The sequence below is a fragment of the Paludibacterium purpuratum genome, from assembly GCF_004363805.1.
Lineage (GTDB): Bacteria > Pseudomonadota > Gammaproteobacteria > Burkholderiales > Chromobacteriaceae > Paludibacterium > Paludibacterium purpuratum.
In genome coordinates, this window is sequence record NZ_SNZP01000020.1 from 25148 (window position 1) to 40236 (window position 15089).

A 15089-nucleotide genomic window follows, 5' to 3' on the forward strand; every position below is an offset into this window, starting at 1 on the left:
CGGGCTTTTCAGCGATCCAAGCGACATTCCCGAATCGAGACGGTTCAAATTTTCCCCACTTTCAGGGTACAATCCCGGATTCCAACAGAGTCGCAGATCCATGACCAAGTTCATCTTCGTTACCGGCGGCGTGGTCTCTTCCCTTGGCAAGGGCATCGCTGCCGCGTCCATCGCCGCCATTCTCGAATCGCGCGGGCTAAAAGTCACCATGCTGAAGCTCGATCCCTATATCAACGTCGATCCGGGCACCATGAGCCCGTTCCAGCATGGCGAGGTATTCGTCACCGAAGACGGTGCGGAAACCGACCTCGACTTGGGGCACTACGAGCGCTTCATCCACGCCAAGATGAAGAAAAGCAACAACTTCACCACTGGCCAAGTCTACGAATCGGTCATCACCAAGGAGCGCCGCGGCGACTACCTTGGCGGTACGGTGCAGGTCATTCCGCACATCACCGACGAAATCAAGCTGAAGGTCAACGAAGGTGCGAACGGCGCCGATGTGGCGATCGTCGAAATCGGCGGTACGGTCGGCGACATCGAGTCGCTGCCCTTCCTTGAGGCCATCCGTCAGATGCGCACCCAACTGGGGCGCAAGAACACCCTCTATGTGCATCTCTCCTATGTGCCGTACATCGCAACGGCCGGCGAGATCAAGACCAAGCCCACTCAGCACTCCGTCAAAGAACTGCGCGAGATCGGCATTCAGCCGGACGTCCTGCTGTGCCGTATGGATCGCGAACTGCCGGAAGACGAGCGGCGTAAGATCGCCCTGTTCTGCAACGTGGAAGAACAGGCCGTCATCGGTTGCTACGACGCCGACTCGATCTACAAAGTGCCGAGCATGCTGCACGCCCAGGGCATCGACGACATCATCAGCGAACAACTACAGCTCACGCTCCCGCAGGCCGACTTGTCCGCCTGGGATCGCATCGTCGACGCCATCGAACACCCGACCGACAGCGTCGACATCGCCATGGTCGGCAAATACGTCGATCTGACGGAATCCTATAAGTCGTTGTCCGAGGCGCTCAAGCACGCCGGCGTGCACACCAAGAGCCAGGTCAACATCCATTACATCGACTCGGAAGAGATCGAACGCGACGGCGCCGAGTCGCTCTCCAGCATGGACGCCATTCTGGTGCCCGGCGGTTTCGGCAAACGCGGCGTCGAGGGCAAGATCAAGGCGGTGCGCTTCGCACGGGAAAACAATATTCCCTATCTGGGCATCTGCCTGGGCATGCAGATCGCACTGATCGAATACGCGCGCGACATGGCCGGCATGACCGGCGCCAACTCGACCGAATTCAATCCCGACACCGAATTCCCGGTCGTGGCGCTGATCGACGAGTGGGTCAACCACGACGGCAAGATCGAGACTCGCGACGAGAACTCCAACCTGGGCGGAACCATGCGCCTGGGCGGCCAGCAATGCGACCTGGTACCCGGCTCGCTGGCGGCACGGGTATATGGCGCCGAACAGATCGTCGAACGCCATCGCCACCGCTACGAAGTCAACAACTACTACGTCCAACGCCTCGAAGCCGCCGGGCTCAAGATCAGCGGCCTGTCCGCCGGTCGCGAGCGTCTGGTCGAAACCGTCGAACTCGCCGAACATCGCTGGTTCTTCGGTTGCCAATTCCACCCGGAATTCACTTCGACGCCGCGCGATGGCCATCCGCTGTTTATCGCCTATATTCAAGCTGCCCTGACCTATAAGGCAGAAAAGAACGGAAGCCGGGGATAAAATGGCTAAAGGGGCCGGGCATCGCCCGGCCTCCGCACCGAATACGCAATCGATTCGACGGCCGCGGCCGTCCCTTTCCCTGAGCGCTATCGCTGATTTTGTTTTTGTCGTTTTGCATGACCCGCCCTTTCGGGGGCAATAAAATCAACCAAACCAGGATAGGTATAACACTATGAGTTCGATCATTGATGTGGTAGCGCGGGAGATCCTAGATTCCCGCGGCAATCCGACGGTAGAAGCCGATGTATTGCTCGAATCCGGCGTGATGGGCCGTGCCGCGGTGCCGTCCGGCGCCTCGACCGGCGAGAAGGAAGCGCTGGAGCTGCGCGACGGCGACAAGAGCCGCTATCTCGGTAAGGGTGTGCTCAAAGCGGTCGAGCACATCAACACCGAAATCTGCGAAGCCATCATCGGCCTCGACGCCAACGACCAAGCCTTCATCGACAAGACCATGATCGAGCTCGACGGCACCGACAACAAGGGCCGCCTGGGCGCCAATGCCACCCTGGCCGTCTCCATGGCCGTGGCCCGCGCCGCGGCTGAAGACGCCGGCCTGCCGCTGTACCGCTATCTGGGCGGCGCCGGTCCGATGTCGCTGCCGGTACCGATGATGAACGTCATCAACGGCGGCGCGCATGCCAACAACACCCTGGACATCCAGGAATTCATGATCATGCCGGTGGGCGCGCAAAGCTTCCGCGAAGCGCTGCGCTGCGGCGCGGAGATCTTCCACCACCTGAAGAAGATCTGCAACGACAAGGGCTTCGCCACCACCGTCGGCGACGAGGGCGGCTTCGCGCCGAACCTGGCCTCGCACGAAGAAGCCATCCTGTTGATCCTCGAAGCCGTGGACGCCGCAGGCTACATCGCCGGCCAGGACGTCATGCTGGCGCTCGATTGCGCATCCAGCGAATTCTACCGCGACGGCCATTACCACCTGACCGCCGAAGGCCTGGCCCTTTCGTCGGAACAGTTCGTCGACTACCTGGAAAAGCTGGTCGATCAATACCCGATCATCTCCATCGAAGACGGCATGAGCGAGCACGACTGGGCAGGCTGGAAGGCGCTGACCGATCGTCTGGGCAAACGCGTCCAACTGGTGGGCGACGATATCTACGTCACCAACCCGACCATTCTGGCCGAAGGCATCCGCCAAGGTATCGCCAACTCGCTCCTGGTCAAGGTCAACCAGATCGGCACCCTGTCCGAAACCCTGAAGGCGGTCGACCTGGCCAAGCGTTCGGGCTATACCAGCGTTATGAGCCACCGTTCGGGCGAAACCGAGGACAGCACCATCGCCGACCTGGCCGTGGCCACTAACTGCATGCAAATCAAGACCGGATCGCTGTCGCGCTCCGATCGCATGGCCAAGTACAACCAACTGCTGCGCATCGAAGAAGAACTCGGCGATGCCGCGACCTACCCGGGCCGCACAGCTTTTTATCAAATCAAATAATATAAATAAAATATGCGCTGGCTGACCGTGACCCTGATAACACTGCTCGTTGCTCTTCAATGGCCGCTTTGGCTTGGCAAGGGCAGTTGGTTCAGGGTCTGGCAGCTGGATCGCCAGTTACAGCAGCAACGGGTGGTCAACCAACAACTGATTGCCCGTAATGCTGCACTGGACGCCGAAGTACGGGATTTGAAGCAAGGGACGGATGCCATTGAAGAACGCGCCCGAAACGAATTGGGCATGGTCCGCAACGGCGAGGTATTTTTCCAGTTGCTGGCCCCTGCAAGCGCAAACCGACAATAGCCATCTTGCGAGGCCGCCCTTTCTCCCGAAAGGCCGATGAGCATGCGTGGCAACAAGTTCTCCAGGGTATGGGCCATGACGACCAACAATCCGATTGAAGTCGCACGCGAAACGCTCAAGCAGCTCTCGACGCGCAAACTACTTCCCACCCCTGAAAACTTCGAGCGGGTGTACAACGAACTCACCCAGAACCCGCAACCCCGCGAGGGGCGACTGGCCGGGCAACTGGTGCGAGCCATCGAATCGCAGGCCGTCAACACCGTGCAATCGCGCCTGTTGCTGGTCAAACTTCAGCAGGCCGCCGACGCCGAACACTGGGAGCAAATCCCGCAACTAGCGGTCGACTGCATGCGCGAAGCGCTGAAGGACATCGAGCTGACCCAAAGCTGGGGCACGCTGATCGGCGACCTGATTCGCGCCTGGGAAAGGCATGTGCCCGACCTGCCGCAACACTTCAAACAGACCGCGCTCGAGCGCGTGTTGATCAACTACGGCAATCAGTCGGAAGAACTCAATCGCAAGCTCAACGCACTGGTCGCCAACTGGGGGTTGCCGCCCAGCCAACGCGAATCGAGCGGCAATAACGACGTATCCGGCGCCGAGCCGGAAGCGCGCACCGGGCAGCCGCAATGTCAGGACGATAGCTGGATCACCTGGCAGCGCACACTGGCTTACGCCCTTAAACATGGCCTCGAGCCGCGGCTCATGGATAGCCCGGAACTACAGCAAGACCTCGAGGCCTTGATCGCCGAACTGGAAGACTTGGCCGACGCCCCGGCGTTGGACGCCTACCTGCCGCGCCTGCGCGCCTTCATGATCAAGCTCGAGCTGCAGACGCAGCAAGAAGGCCGTCTCGTCAACGGTCTCTCCAGCCTGCTCAAGCTGATGCTCGACAACATCGCCGAACTCAACCAGTCCGATGGCTTTCTACTCGGCCAGGTCGCCAGCCTGCAGGAACTGTTGGCGCAGCAACCGATGTCGATGCAGCAGCTCTACCAGCTGGAAACCAGCCTGCGCGAAGTCATCCGCAAGCAAGGCAACCTCAAGCAATCGCTGGACGAAGCGGCCAACTCGCTGCGTAGCCTGCTCGATAGCTTCATCACTCGCCTATCGGCCATCACCGACAGCACCGACGACTTTCAGCAGAAGATCACACTGCATAGCCAGCGCATCAAGCAGACGACGGATGTGGGCGAGCTCAACCACATCATCGCCGACCTGGTGGAAGACACAGTGGAAATGCAGGAAGGTCTAACGCATTCGCGCGACGAATTGGTCACTGCGCGCAATCAGGTCGAGGCCGCCGAACAGCGCATCAAGGAATTGGAACAAGCCCTGGAAACCGCCAGTGCCAAGGTCAAGGAAGACCAACTGACCGGCGCCTACAACCGCCGTGGCCTGGCCGAGCACTTCCAGCGCGAAATCGGTCGCACCGAACGCACCCATAGCCCCTTGTGCGTGGCGTTGATCGACGTCGACAACTTCAAGCAACTCAACGACCACTACGGCCACCTGACCGGCGACGACGCCTTGATCTACCTGGTCGACATCATCCGCAACAACATCCGGCCGGCCGACGTCGTCGCCCGCTTCGGCGGCGAGGAGTTCGTCCTGCTGATGCCCGACACCAGTCACGACGAAGCGCTGGAAACCATCCGGCGCCTGCAGCGCGAACTGACCAAGACCTTCTTCCTGGCCAACAACGACCGCCTGGTCATCACCTTCAGCGCCGGCGTGGCGCAATGGCGCCTGGGCGAACGCGACATCGACGTCATCGAACGCGCCGACCAGGCGATGTACCAGGCCAAGCTAGCCGGCAAGAACCGAGTCTGCAGCGCCGAGGAAGGGATGGGGCAGTTGGCGTAGGTTGCATTCGCCGCAGGCAATGCCACACCCGCAATGACGATTGGCGCGTTGCTTCGCGAACGCACCCTACGGTTTGCCGGCACGCGCCCGGCGTCGGCGCACTTCTTTCGGATCGGCCAGCAACGGGCGGTAGATCTCCACCCGATCGCCGGCACGCAACACGTGTTCGACCGGCACCGCCTTGCCGAACACCCCCAGGCGCAGCCCCTCCGCCGCCACGGCGAACTCGGCGAGTAGCCCAGAGCGTTCCGCCGCCTCGCCCGCACTCGTGCCAACGGGCACCGAGAGCGGTACCAGCCGCTGTACCGCCTGCGTGGCATAGGCCACTTCCACCTCGATTAGCTCAGTCATCGCCATACACCCGGTCGGCTTCCTTGATGAACGCATCGACCAGCGATGCGGAAATATGGTCGAACACCGGACCGATCAGCTTTTCCAGGATGCGGCTGGAAAATTGATAGCTCAGCTTGAACTCGATCTTGCAGCCCAGTTCGCCCAGCGGCGTGAAACGCCAGTTGCCGGACAGTGTTTCGAACGGACCGTCGTCGAGCGACATGGTGATCGACTCTCCCTCGACGCAGACATTGCGTGTCGAGAAATGCTGCCGGACCCGGAAATAATCGATATGCAGACGAGCCAGCACCTGGCCGTCCTCACGCGACAGCACCTCGGCACGCGAGCACCAGGGAAGAAACGCCGGGTAGCGTTCGAAATCGTTCACCAACGCATACATCTGGCTCGGGGTATGCCCGACCAGCACATTCTTTTCGACAACCTTCATTGCGCACGCACGGCAAAAAAATTGAACGTTACCCGTTTAGCGCCGGCCAGACAAGAATCAAGCCTGTCCGCCGACCAGAAGCCGCTGAATTTTCGAGGGATTCAGCGAAGCCCCGGAGTCTGCTAAAATAGCGGATTCACCATTAGCAGCCATGCCATCGAACAATGAGCATCATCGACAACCGCAAAGCCTTTCACGAGTATTTCATCGAAGAGAAACACGAGGCCGGGCTCGTGCTCGAGGGCTGGGAAGTCAAAGCCATCCGCGCCGGACGCGCGCAGATCAAAGAGAGCTACGTGGTCTGGCAACGCGGCGCCTTCTGGCTGATCGGCGCGCACATCTCGCCGCTGCAGTCGGCATCGACCCACATTCATCCCGACCCGATCAGAAGCCGCAAGCTGCTGCTCAATCAAGCCGAGATCAACAAACTGATCGGCAAGGTCGAGCGCGCCGGCTACACCCTGGTGGCACTGGATCTGCACTACACCCGCGGTCGCATCAAGGCCGAGATCGGCCTGGCCAAGGGCAAGAAACTACACGACAAACGCGCCGCGGAAAAAGACCGCGAATGGGCGCGCGAGAAACAGCGCCTGATGCGCGATAAAGGTTAATCAAGCATTCGGAAACACCCGCCGCACGCAACGGAAATTGCGGCGGGCCACTATCAAGGAACAGCATGGACAAAATCCTCATTCTGGACTTCGGCTCCCAGGTCTCCCAACTGATCGCGCGCCGCGTGCGCGAAGCGCATGTCTACTGCGAACTGCACCCGTTCGACATGCCGATCGACGAGATCCGAGCCTTCGCCCCCAAGGGTATCATCCTGTCCGGCGGCCCCAACTCGGTTTATGAAAGCGATTACCAGGCCGACGCCGAGTTGTTCCAGCTCGGCGTCCCTGTTTTGGGGATCTGCTACGGCATGCAATGGATGGCGCAAAGCCTGGGCGGCAAGGTCGAGTCCGGCCACACGCGCGAATTCGGCTACGCCGAAGTCACCACCGTCGCGAGCCGGCTGTTCGACGGCCTGCCGAGCAAAACCCTCCCCAACGGCGAGCATGTGCAAGAGGTCTGGATGAGCCACGGCGACAAGGTCACGGCACTCCCGGCCGGCTTTAACGTCATCGGCAGCAACCGCGCCTGCCCGGTGGCCGCCATGGCCGACGAACACCGCGGCTTCTACGCCGTACAGTTCCATCCGGAAGTCACTCACACCAAGCACGGCAGCGCCATGCTGCACCGCTTCGTGCTCGACATCTGCCAGGCCGCTCCCTCCTGGACCATGCCCAACTACATCGACGAAGCCGTGGCCAAGATCCGCGCCCAGGTCGGCAACGAAGAGGTCATCCTCGGTCTGTCCGGCGGCGTCGACTCCTCGGTGGCCGCCGCGCTGATCCACCGCGCCATCGGCGATCAACTGACCTGCGTCTTCGTCGATCACGGCCTGCTGCGCCTGAACGAAGGCCAAATGGTCATGGACATGTTCGCCAAAAATCTCGGCGTCAAGGTCGTGCATGTCGACGCCGCGGCAGACTTCATGGGCAAGCTGGCGGGCGAAACCGATCCGGAGAAAAAGCGCAAGATCATCGGCGCCGAATTCGTCGAAGTATTCCAGCAAGAAGCCAAGAAGCTCGGCAACGCCCGTTGGCTGGCGCAAGGCACCATCTACCCGGACGTGATCGAATCGGCCGGCGCCAAGACCAAGAAGGCGCACACCATCAAGAGCCACCACAACGTGGGCGGCCTGCCGGAAACCCTCAACCTCAAACTGCTCGAGCCGCTGCGCGAACTGTTCAAGGATGAAGTGCGCGAACTGGGCGTGGCGCTCGGCCTGCCGCACGACATGGTCTACCGCCACCCGTTCCCGGGCCCGGGCCTGGGCGTGCGCATCCTGGGCGAAGTCAAAGCCGAATACGCCAATTTGCTCCGCCGCGCCGACGCCATCTTCATCGAAGAGTTGCGCAACACCGTCGACGAAGACGGCCTGTCCTGGTACGACAAGACCAGCCAAGCCTTTGCCGTCTTCCTGCCGGTGAAATCGGTCGGCGTCATGGGCGACGGCCGCACCTACGACTACGTCGTGGCCTTGCGCGCCGTGGTCACCAGCGACTTCATGACCGCGCACTGGGCCGAACTGCCCTACTCGCTCTTGGGCCGCGCGTCGAACCGCATCATCAACGAAGTGCGCGGCATCAACCGCGTGGTCTACGACGTGTCGGGCAAGCCGCCGGCGACGATCGAGTGGGAATAAACCACGAAAGGCCGACCTCAAGTCGGCCTTTTTTACGTGGGTCGCCTGTAGGAGCGGCTTTTGCCGCGAGTAGAGGCGCAGGTTCGAGGTGCTCGTAACACCGCCGAACCCGCTGGCCACACCAACTGACAAGGAGCTAGTATGGTTGCCGATCATGTTAAAGTAGCCCCTGTATTTTCATCAAACCAGGATTCCCGCCAGCAGCAGTTGTTTTCGCTGATTTCCGTGTTGAGCTCACCGCGTCGCAGTCGCGCAAATTCCGACGAGTGCCGTTTGATCGTCGATAGCCGGTTGTTTTGGGCGCTCGAACCGCTCGATAGCAATATGTCGTGGATGTTTCTGCCCAAGGCCGCACAGGCGCGTAGTTTGGCGGGGTGCTTGGTACTGACGGCCGACTGACGGCCTTCCAGGAGGCGGAGGGCGAAGCCCTCCGACCCGTTGCCGTCGAAGCGCCGAGGCTTACTCCGACCGAAGCGGCCCCAGCAACGCCAACTCGGTTGCGCCGGCGATCTGATCGGCGAAGGCCGCGCTTTCCACTGCTCGCGCAAGCGTGACAGCCCCCACCAATGAAGCCAAGGCCGCGCAAGCGGCGTCAACGCCCCGCGGCGCATGCGGAGAGGCAGGGCCGTCGACGACAGCTTGTGCCACTTCGCGCAACGCGATTTCGAAAGCCGTTCGCGACGCCAGATCGGAGCGAGACACTTCAATCGGCATCGTCTGCAGCGTGCAGCCTTCCGACAGGTCGCAGGTCCGCTTGACGCTGAGATAGAACCTGATGAATTCCGGCCACCACGCGTGCCCATGTTGTGCCTGGAAGTAGAGGATGCCCTCGCGCAGATCGGCCATACCTTGTTTTAGCGACTCGCGGAAGGCCTCGCCCTTGGAGTCGAAGTGGACATAGAAGGCGCCGGACGTGACGCCCGCCTCTTTGGCCAGCGCATCGACGCCCGTTCCGGCATATCCGCCTTTGCGAAACGCACGCCCCGATCCCTCGAGAATGCGCTGACGCGTGTGCGCCTTCTGTTCAGCTCGTGACATGGAAACCTCCAGGTAAGTCGGCATATCCGCATTGTACTTGATCAAGTAACGATCGTTATCTAATATGACATCACGATCGTTATGTTAAATATCCTCGGCGGGCAAGACCGCCAATCCCCCTCAACCACCTGGCTGGAGGAATCTCATGCCACTCACGCTCACGCTCACCGAAGGCGTTCTCCCCAAGGGGCAAGAAAGCATCGCCTTCGCCCGTCTCTCGGATGCCATGATCAAATGGCACGGGTTGACTGGAAACTCGGCGATCACGCCGAATATCGTCGGTTCGATCAACGTCTTGCCAAAGGAGCATACGTTCTCCGGCTCGAAGGAGGCGCCTGTTGTATTCATCGAGTGGAAAGTTCCGGCTTTCGCATTCAATAGCCGCGAGATTCAATTGGGATACATCGAAGAGGCTACCGACATCATTCATTCGATGTCGGGCGAAAAGCAGCCCAGGGAACGCATCTGGGTCAACGTGGTTCACGCGGTGGACGGCGCTTGGGGAATTGGCGGCGTGGCGTTGACTAACGCACAGCTCACCGGCTAAGTGCCGGGCACGTAGTCGAGTAGTGGCAAGGAGAGGCTGATCGCCCCTTCTTGCCTTTTATCTGGAGCACTCGATGCAGCTTTCGAACTACTTGTTTTTTACCGATACCTGCGAAGAAGCACTGCGCTTCTATGAGGCATGCGGACTCGGCAGAATTGTCGAAATGCGACGGTACGGCGCAGACGAAATCCCCCTCAAGCACGAGGCCATGCGCGGCAAAGTCAGGCACGCAAAGTTTGAAGGAGTCGGGGTAGCCTTCTACGCCTCCGACAACGACGACGCCGAACCGATGAGAGGATCCGCGCACCATCTGGCCATGGACGACAGGCAATCGACGGATCGGCTGTTTGGCGCGCTGGGATCGGGGGGCGTGGTGACGACTGCGCTCGGGATGCAGCCGTGGGGCGATTACTACGGGAAACTGACCGACCGGTTCGGCGTTCAGTGGATGCTGAACTGCCGCCTACCGTAGCCAGCCCCTTCAAGCCCGCAATCATTTGCGGGCTTTTTCGTACTTCGACCGACACAAGGTTATACCATTAACGATATCAATTTCTGGTTTTTCAACCGCACAAAAGTACAGAGTCATAGCCAACTCTCGAAAACTACGATAATAAAAGTTTCGAACAAATAAGTTGGTTCCGACGCAGCGGACTGCAGGATGGGATTTCAGCATTTCGCGTGCGCGTGCCGCAAGCATCCATGAATATTCTTGCGCTCTCCGGCAGCCTACGCGCGGCCTCGATCAACTCGGCCTTCTGCCGCGCGGCGGCGCGCCTCGCCTCGCCACCGTTGCAGGTCGAGGTGTTTACGGGATTAAACGACCTGCCGCTATTCAATCCCGACTTGGAAACATCCCCTGCCAGGGCCGTCTTGGATTTTCGTCGCGCGGTGGCACAGGCGGACGCCATGATCATTGCCAGCCCGGAGTACGCGCACGGGATTTCCGGCGTCATGAAGAATGCGTTGGATTGGCTGGTCAGTTTCGAAGGCACGGTCGGCAAACCCATCGCGCTGATCAACACCTCGCCGCGCGCGCAACATGGCTATCAGGCGCTACGGGAAGTCTTGCTGACCATGTCGACCCGCATTATCCCCGAAGCTTCGATCACCCTACCCTTACTGGGTGCCTGCACGACCGAAGAGGACATGCTCGCCACCCCCGAGATCAGCCAAACCATTCGCAACGCGCTGGCGGCCTTAGTGAAGGCCCTGAGTCGCCCGGCGGCCTCCGGCCCCAATTTCCCATTGCAATGAAGCAGTGCTGAAAGCCAGGCAGGCAATGCCCCGGGTGCCCTTCTGCTTGCCAGCGTTCAAAAATGGATTCCTGGAATTTCAACCCTCCTAAAGTACAGCGGCCATGCCAGTCGGTCGGCAACTACGATGATGAAGCATTCCAAATAAATGAGTTTATTCCGACGCTGTGGACTGCTGGATGAGATGCCAGCATTTCGTGTGCCAGCACTGGGGGAAATGAATGAATCGCATCCATCGTACCGTATGGAACGAGGCACGCCAGTCCTTTGTCGTTACTCACGAAAACGCCGCCACACGCGGTAAACCTTCGCACACGCACAAAGCCGCCCTCCAGGCGGTGACCGCCGCGCTGCTCGCGCTCGGGGCATCCGATGCCTTGGCCGTGTGTAGCCCCATCAGCAGCAACACGACGATCAGTTCCGCCGTGACCGGCCCGTGCACCGTCAGCAACGGTGCCAGCGTCACCGTCTCGGGCAGCGGATCGATCACCGGCGGTACCGACGGCTTGGACGGTTTGTCTTTCGGCGCGATCAACAACGCCGGTTCGATCAACGGCGCTTCCTACGGCATCACCAGCTCCGGCGGCTCGCTAAGCGGCGGTATTACCAACAGCGGCACCATCGTCGGCACCGGGATCGATGGCATCTATCTGCAATTCCATTCGGCCGTGAGCGGGGATATCGTCAATAGCGGGCTGATTCAAGGCCAACACGATGGCATCAACCTTCGCACCTCGACGGTTGTCGGGAATATCCTCAATACCGGTACCATTACGTCGACGACCGTCGCGGCGGTCGATGTCGAGAATCACAGCACGGTCACGGGAGGGGTCGCGAATACCGGGCATCTGTCGGGCGCGACGGGCATCAGGGTGCGTTCCTATTCGAGCATCGCAGGCGGCATTACCAATTCCGGTTCGATTGCCGGCGTACAGGCGGGCATCTTCCTCAGAAGCCACGACACGGTATCGGGCGGCATCACGAACGCCGGCACCATCTCCAGCAGCAGCAGCTCCGGCGTCCTCCTGACGGCATCGACGGTGGTCGGCGGCATCCACAACCTGTCCGGCGGCAACATTACAGGGGTGAAATACAGCATCTACGCCTCCGTAGGTAGCAGTATTTCCGGCGGCATCGTCAACGACGGCACGCTCATGGGCGGCGGAACGTTCTCCGGCATCGAAGCCGACAGAAACAGCACCATCAGCGGCGGCATCGTCAACCATGGCACCGTCACCGGCGCAGCGGCGGGTATTGGCGTGGGCAATGTCCCCGGGACCGTGGGGGGAAGCACGGCCAGCAGCATTGCCGGGGGGATCGCCAACAGCGGTTTAATCTCGGGGACGACGGTCGGGATCGGCGTGGTCAACCACAGTGCCATTGCCGACGGCGTCACCAATAGCGGCTCCCTGACTGGCGGTGCGTATGGCATTGCCGTCATCAGCCATGGAACGATAGCCGGCGGCGTCACGAATACCGGTACAGTCAACGGCGGCCAGGCCGGGGTGACGGTTCAGGGAAATGCCACGATCAGTGGCGGCCTGACCAATGCCGGCACGATTCAGTCCGCCACCGCGGCGATTCAACTGCTGACGGGCGGGTCGATCAACGACGGCATCTTCAATCAACGCCAAGGACAGATCATCGCCACCGGCGGCGGGTCCGGCCTGTCGATACAAGCGGGAACCATCAATGGCGGCATCCATAACAGCGGGCTGATTTCCTCCGCCGCGGGTGCGGGGCTGGATATCTATCAATCCACCATCACTGGCGGCATCAGCAACGATGGTACGATTCTGGGCGCCAACTACTACGCGCTCGAGGTCGACACCACCACGCTCACCGGCGGCATCACCAACAGCGGGTTCATCCATACGACGTCCGGCGACGGCATACGCCTCAGCGGAACGGCCACCTTGACATCCGGCGGCATCACCAACCTGTCGGGCGGAACCATCAGCGGCACCAATGGCATTTATGTCGAAACCGGCAGTCACCTGTCCGACGGCATCAGTAATGCCGGCCTGATCTCCGGTACGACCAGATCCCTGGATCTGAACAACACCGTCAGCGGCTTTGTCGTCGCCAACAGCGGCATGCTGCAGGGCGACGCCAATATCGGCATCAACAGCCTGAATCTGAATGGGACGAGCGCCCGCGTGATCGGCAATGTCACCGGGGCCAGCGGTACGGTCAATGTCAACGGCACATTCACCAGCGAAGGCACGTTCAACGTCAACACCTTCAACATCGCCAGCGGCGGCCTGTTCAACATCGCCAACGGCGTGACCGTCGGCGGCGGCCACTTCAACAACAGCGGCGTGCTTAACGTCGGCACCACGTCCCAAACCATCACCGGCGCCTATAGCCAGGCCGCGGGCGGCGCCTATCGCATCGGCCTGGTCGATCCCACGAGCAACTACGGCAAACTGCACGTCACCGGCAACGCGACACTGGCCAGCGGTACCACCATCGACGTGAACATCGCGGGATCCCCCGCGATCACCAGCGGCACCACGGTACAAGGGGTACTGGTGGCGGGAGGGACACTGACGGCGACGCCGGCCAACATTACCGTCACCGACAACAGCGCCCTTTATAACTTTACAGCGTCCACGACACGCAACGCCAAGGAGGTGGATCTGGTCGCCGCCGTGAATCCAACCGCCTTCTCGGGGGCGGTCGATAGCAACAACAATTCGGCGGGCGGCGGGGCGGCAGGGGCGCTGCAGACCATGCTGAACACCGGCATCCCCACGGGCATGCAACCTGTGTTCGATCGCCTGAGCACCATGACCTCGTCCCAGGTGTCCAATGCCGTCTCCCAGATGCTGCCGGCGCTGCAGGGCGCCATGCCGCAGGCAGGCATGAGCGCGCTGCATAGCATGAACAAGATCATCCAGTCCAGGATCGAGTCGAACCACGGCCTATCCTCGGGCGACGCGGTGCCGGACAAATATCTGTGGGTGCGAGCCTTCGGCAACCACGGCGACCAGGATGACCGCAATGGTGTCCCCGGCTTCAAATCGAATACCGGGGGTCTGGTCATCGGGGCCGATGCGCCGGTGACCGACCGCCTACGGGCGGGCGGCGCGTTCACTTACGCGCGAAGTACCATCACCGGCAATTCCGGCACCGCGCAAAACCATGCCGATGTCGATACTTACGAATTGGCGGGATACGCCAGCTACAACCTCGATCAAGCGACCGATATCAATGCCCAGCTGGACGTCGGTCAGAACAAGGCGACCAGTCGCCGGCAGATCGATTTTATGGGCACCACCGCCTCGGCCGACATTGACAGCCTGGCCTGGCACGGTAGCCTCGGCATCGGGCGGACGCTGACCCTCTCCCCGCAAACCACTGTCACCCCATCGATCCGCCTGGACTACACACAGATGGAGACGGATGGGTATAGCGAAAGCGGCGCCGGCCCGATGAATCTGCAGGTGCAGAGCAATACCTACCGCGAATTCCTGCTGACCGGCGACATGAAGGGAACCCACCAGCTGTCGACAGCGCTGAAACTGGTGGGCAACATCAGCGTCGGCTACGACTTCATCAACAAGCAGGCGCAGACCGCCTCGACCTTTACCGGCGGCGGGCCCGCCTTCGTCACCAATGGCTTGTCGGTCTCTCCATGGGTATACCGCGCCGGTTTCGGTTTGATCAAGGAAGACCGCAAGGGATGGGAATACTCCTTGCGCTACGACGTCGAGGGCCGCACCTCCGGCTACCTCAACCAAACGGTCTCGGCCCGTGTCCGTTGGGCGTTCTGATCGGCGATACGCGGGAGTTTTTTGCAAGCCGGAAATCTGGCAGTCTTATAGGTATTATCGTCGCAAGC

Annotated in this window: 14 protein-coding genes; 11 read left to right on the forward strand and 3 right to left on the reverse strand. The window is 60.8% G+C overall.

Going from position 1 to position 15089, the window contains the following annotated elements; all coding sequences use genetic code 11:
• The first annotated feature begins 100 nt into the window (after positions 1-100).
• From DFP86_RS18370 to DFP86_RS18385, 4 genes are all read left to right on the forward strand, one after another.
• A complete protein-coding gene (locus tag DFP86_RS18370; protein ID WP_133684021.1) occupies positions 101-1747 on the forward strand; it encodes a CTP synthase in 1647 nt (548 codons plus the stop codon).
• A gap of 172 nt (positions 1748-1919) precedes the next feature.
• A complete protein-coding gene (eno, locus tag DFP86_RS18375; protein WP_133684023.1) occupies positions 1920-3203 on the forward strand; it encodes a phosphopyruvate hydratase in 1284 nt (427 codons plus the stop codon).
• A gap of 12 nt (positions 3204-3215) precedes the next feature.
• Positions 3216-3506: a cell division protein FtsB gene (gene ftsB, locus DFP86_RS18380; protein ID WP_133684026.1), complete on the forward strand. Its 291-nt coding sequence runs from the start codon at positions 3216-3218 to the stop codon at positions 3504-3506.
• Between the two features lie 75 nt (positions 3507-3581).
• Positions 3582-5372 carry a GGDEF domain-containing protein gene (locus DFP86_RS18385; RefSeq protein WP_133684028.1) on the forward strand — a complete coding sequence of 597 codons (1791 nt, stop codon included), beginning with the start codon at positions 3582-3584 and terminating at the stop codon, positions 5370-5372.
• 66 nt (positions 5373-5438) lie between these two features.
• Here DFP86_RS18385 and DFP86_RS18390 read toward each other — a convergent pair whose 3' ends face one another.
• Positions 5439-5723 (reverse strand): RnfH family protein, encoded by a 285-nt coding sequence (locus DFP86_RS18390; protein ID WP_133684029.1) that lies wholly within the window; start codon positions 5721-5723, stop codon positions 5439-5441.
• Positions 5716-6153 (reverse strand): type II toxin-antitoxin system RatA family toxin, encoded by a 438-nt coding sequence (locus DFP86_RS18395; protein ID WP_133684031.1) that lies wholly within the window; start codon positions 6151-6153, stop codon positions 5716-5718. Before DFP86_RS18395 ends, DFP86_RS18390 begins: the two co-directional genes overlap by 8 nt.
• Positions 6154-6317: 164 nt before the next feature.
• Between DFP86_RS18395 and smpB the strand changes: the two genes are divergently transcribed.
• The 3 genes from smpB to DFP86_RS18410 all read left to right on the forward strand — a co-directional run bounded on the left by smpB (position 6318) and on the right by DFP86_RS18410 (position 8800).
• On the forward strand, positions 6318-6764 hold the full coding sequence (gene smpB / locus DFP86_RS18400; RefSeq protein WP_133684033.1) for an SsrA-binding protein SmpB: 447 nt from the start codon (positions 6318-6320) through the stop codon (positions 6762-6764).
• A 65-nt stretch (positions 6765-6829) separates the two neighbouring features.
• A complete protein-coding gene (gene guaA, locus DFP86_RS18405; protein WP_133684035.1) occupies positions 6830-8401 on the forward strand; it encodes a glutamine-hydrolyzing GMP synthase in 1572 nt (523 codons plus the stop codon).
• A gap of 141 nt (positions 8402-8542) precedes the next feature.
• Positions 8543-8800: a hypothetical protein gene (locus DFP86_RS18410; protein WP_133684037.1), complete on the forward strand. Its 258-nt coding sequence runs from the start codon at positions 8543-8545 to the stop codon at positions 8798-8800.
• A 60-nt stretch (positions 8801-8860) separates the two neighbouring features.
• Here the strand turns inward: DFP86_RS18410 and DFP86_RS18415 are convergent, their stop codons facing one another.
• Complete coding sequence (locus DFP86_RS18415; protein WP_208108397.1) at positions 8861-9484, reverse strand: TetR/AcrR family transcriptional regulator; 624 nt, start codon at positions 9482-9484, stop codon at positions 8861-8863.
• Between the two features lie 100 nt (positions 9485-9584).
• On the opposite strand from DFP86_RS18415, the gene DFP86_RS18420 reads away from it, so the two are divergent.
• From DFP86_RS18420 to DFP86_RS18435, 4 genes are all read left to right on the forward strand, one after another.
• Entirely contained in the window at positions 9585-9986 is a 402-nt protein-coding gene (locus tag DFP86_RS18420; RefSeq protein WP_133684039.1) for a 4-oxalocrotonate tautomerase, read from the forward strand.
• A 73-nt stretch (positions 9987-10059) separates the two neighbouring features.
• Entirely contained in the window at positions 10060-10458 is a 399-nt protein-coding gene (locus DFP86_RS18425) for a VOC family protein (protein WP_133684041.1), read from the forward strand.
• A 230-nt stretch (positions 10459-10688) separates the two neighbouring features.
• Positions 10689-11243, forward strand: a complete 555-nt coding sequence (locus tag DFP86_RS18430; protein WP_133684043.1) for an NADPH-dependent FMN reductase — start codon at positions 10689-10691, stop codon at positions 11241-11243.
• Between the two features lie 220 nt (positions 11244-11463).
• Entirely contained in the window at positions 11464-15021 is a 3558-nt protein-coding gene (locus DFP86_RS18435; RefSeq protein WP_133684077.1) for an autotransporter domain-containing protein, read from the forward strand.
• Positions 15022-15089: the final 68 nt, after the last annotated feature.

Bases quoted from the DNA above. Each gene is read 5' to 3' on its own strand.
- DFP86_RS18370 (WP_133684021.1), top strand. From the start codon at position 101: ATGACCAAGTTCATCTTCGTTACCGGCGGCGTGGTCTCTTCCCTTGGC.
- eno (WP_133684023.1), top strand. From the start codon at position 1,920: ATGAGTTCGATCATTGATGTGGTAGCGCGGGAGATCCTAGATTCCCGC.
- ftsB (WP_133684026.1), top strand. From the start codon at position 3,216: ATGCGCTGGCTGACCGTGACCCTGATAACACTGCTCGTTGCTCTTCAA.
- DFP86_RS18385 (WP_133684028.1), top strand. From the start codon at position 3,582: ATGACGACCAACAATCCGATTGAAGTCGCACGCGAAACGCTCAAGCAG.
- DFP86_RS18390 (WP_133684029.1), bottom strand. From the start codon at position 5,723: ATGACTGAGCTAATCGAGGTGGAAGTGGCCTATGCCACGCAGGCGGTA.
- DFP86_RS18395 (WP_133684031.1), bottom strand. From the start codon at position 6,153: ATGAAGGTTGTCGAAAAGAATGTGCTGGTCGGGCATACCCCGAGCCAG.
- smpB (WP_133684033.1), top strand. From the start codon at position 6,318: ATGAGCATCATCGACAACCGCAAAGCCTTTCACGAGTATTTCATCGAA.
- guaA (WP_133684035.1), top strand. From the start codon at position 6,830: ATGGACAAAATCCTCATTCTGGACTTCGGCTCCCAGGTCTCCCAACTG.
- DFP86_RS18410 (WP_133684037.1), top strand. From the start codon at position 8,543: ATGGTTGCCGATCATGTTAAAGTAGCCCCTGTATTTTCATCAAACCAG.
- DFP86_RS18420 (WP_133684039.1), top strand. From the start codon at position 9,585: ATGCCACTCACGCTCACGCTCACCGAAGGCGTTCTCCCCAAGGGGCAA.
- DFP86_RS18425 (WP_133684041.1), top strand. From the start codon at position 10,060: ATGCAGCTTTCGAACTACTTGTTTTTTACCGATACCTGCGAAGAAGCA.
- DFP86_RS18430 (WP_133684043.1), top strand. From the start codon at position 10,689: ATGAATATTCTTGCGCTCTCCGGCAGCCTACGCGCGGCCTCGATCAAC.
- DFP86_RS18435 (WP_133684077.1), top strand. From the start codon at position 11,464: ATGAATCGCATCCATCGTACCGTATGGAACGAGGCACGCCAGTCCTTT.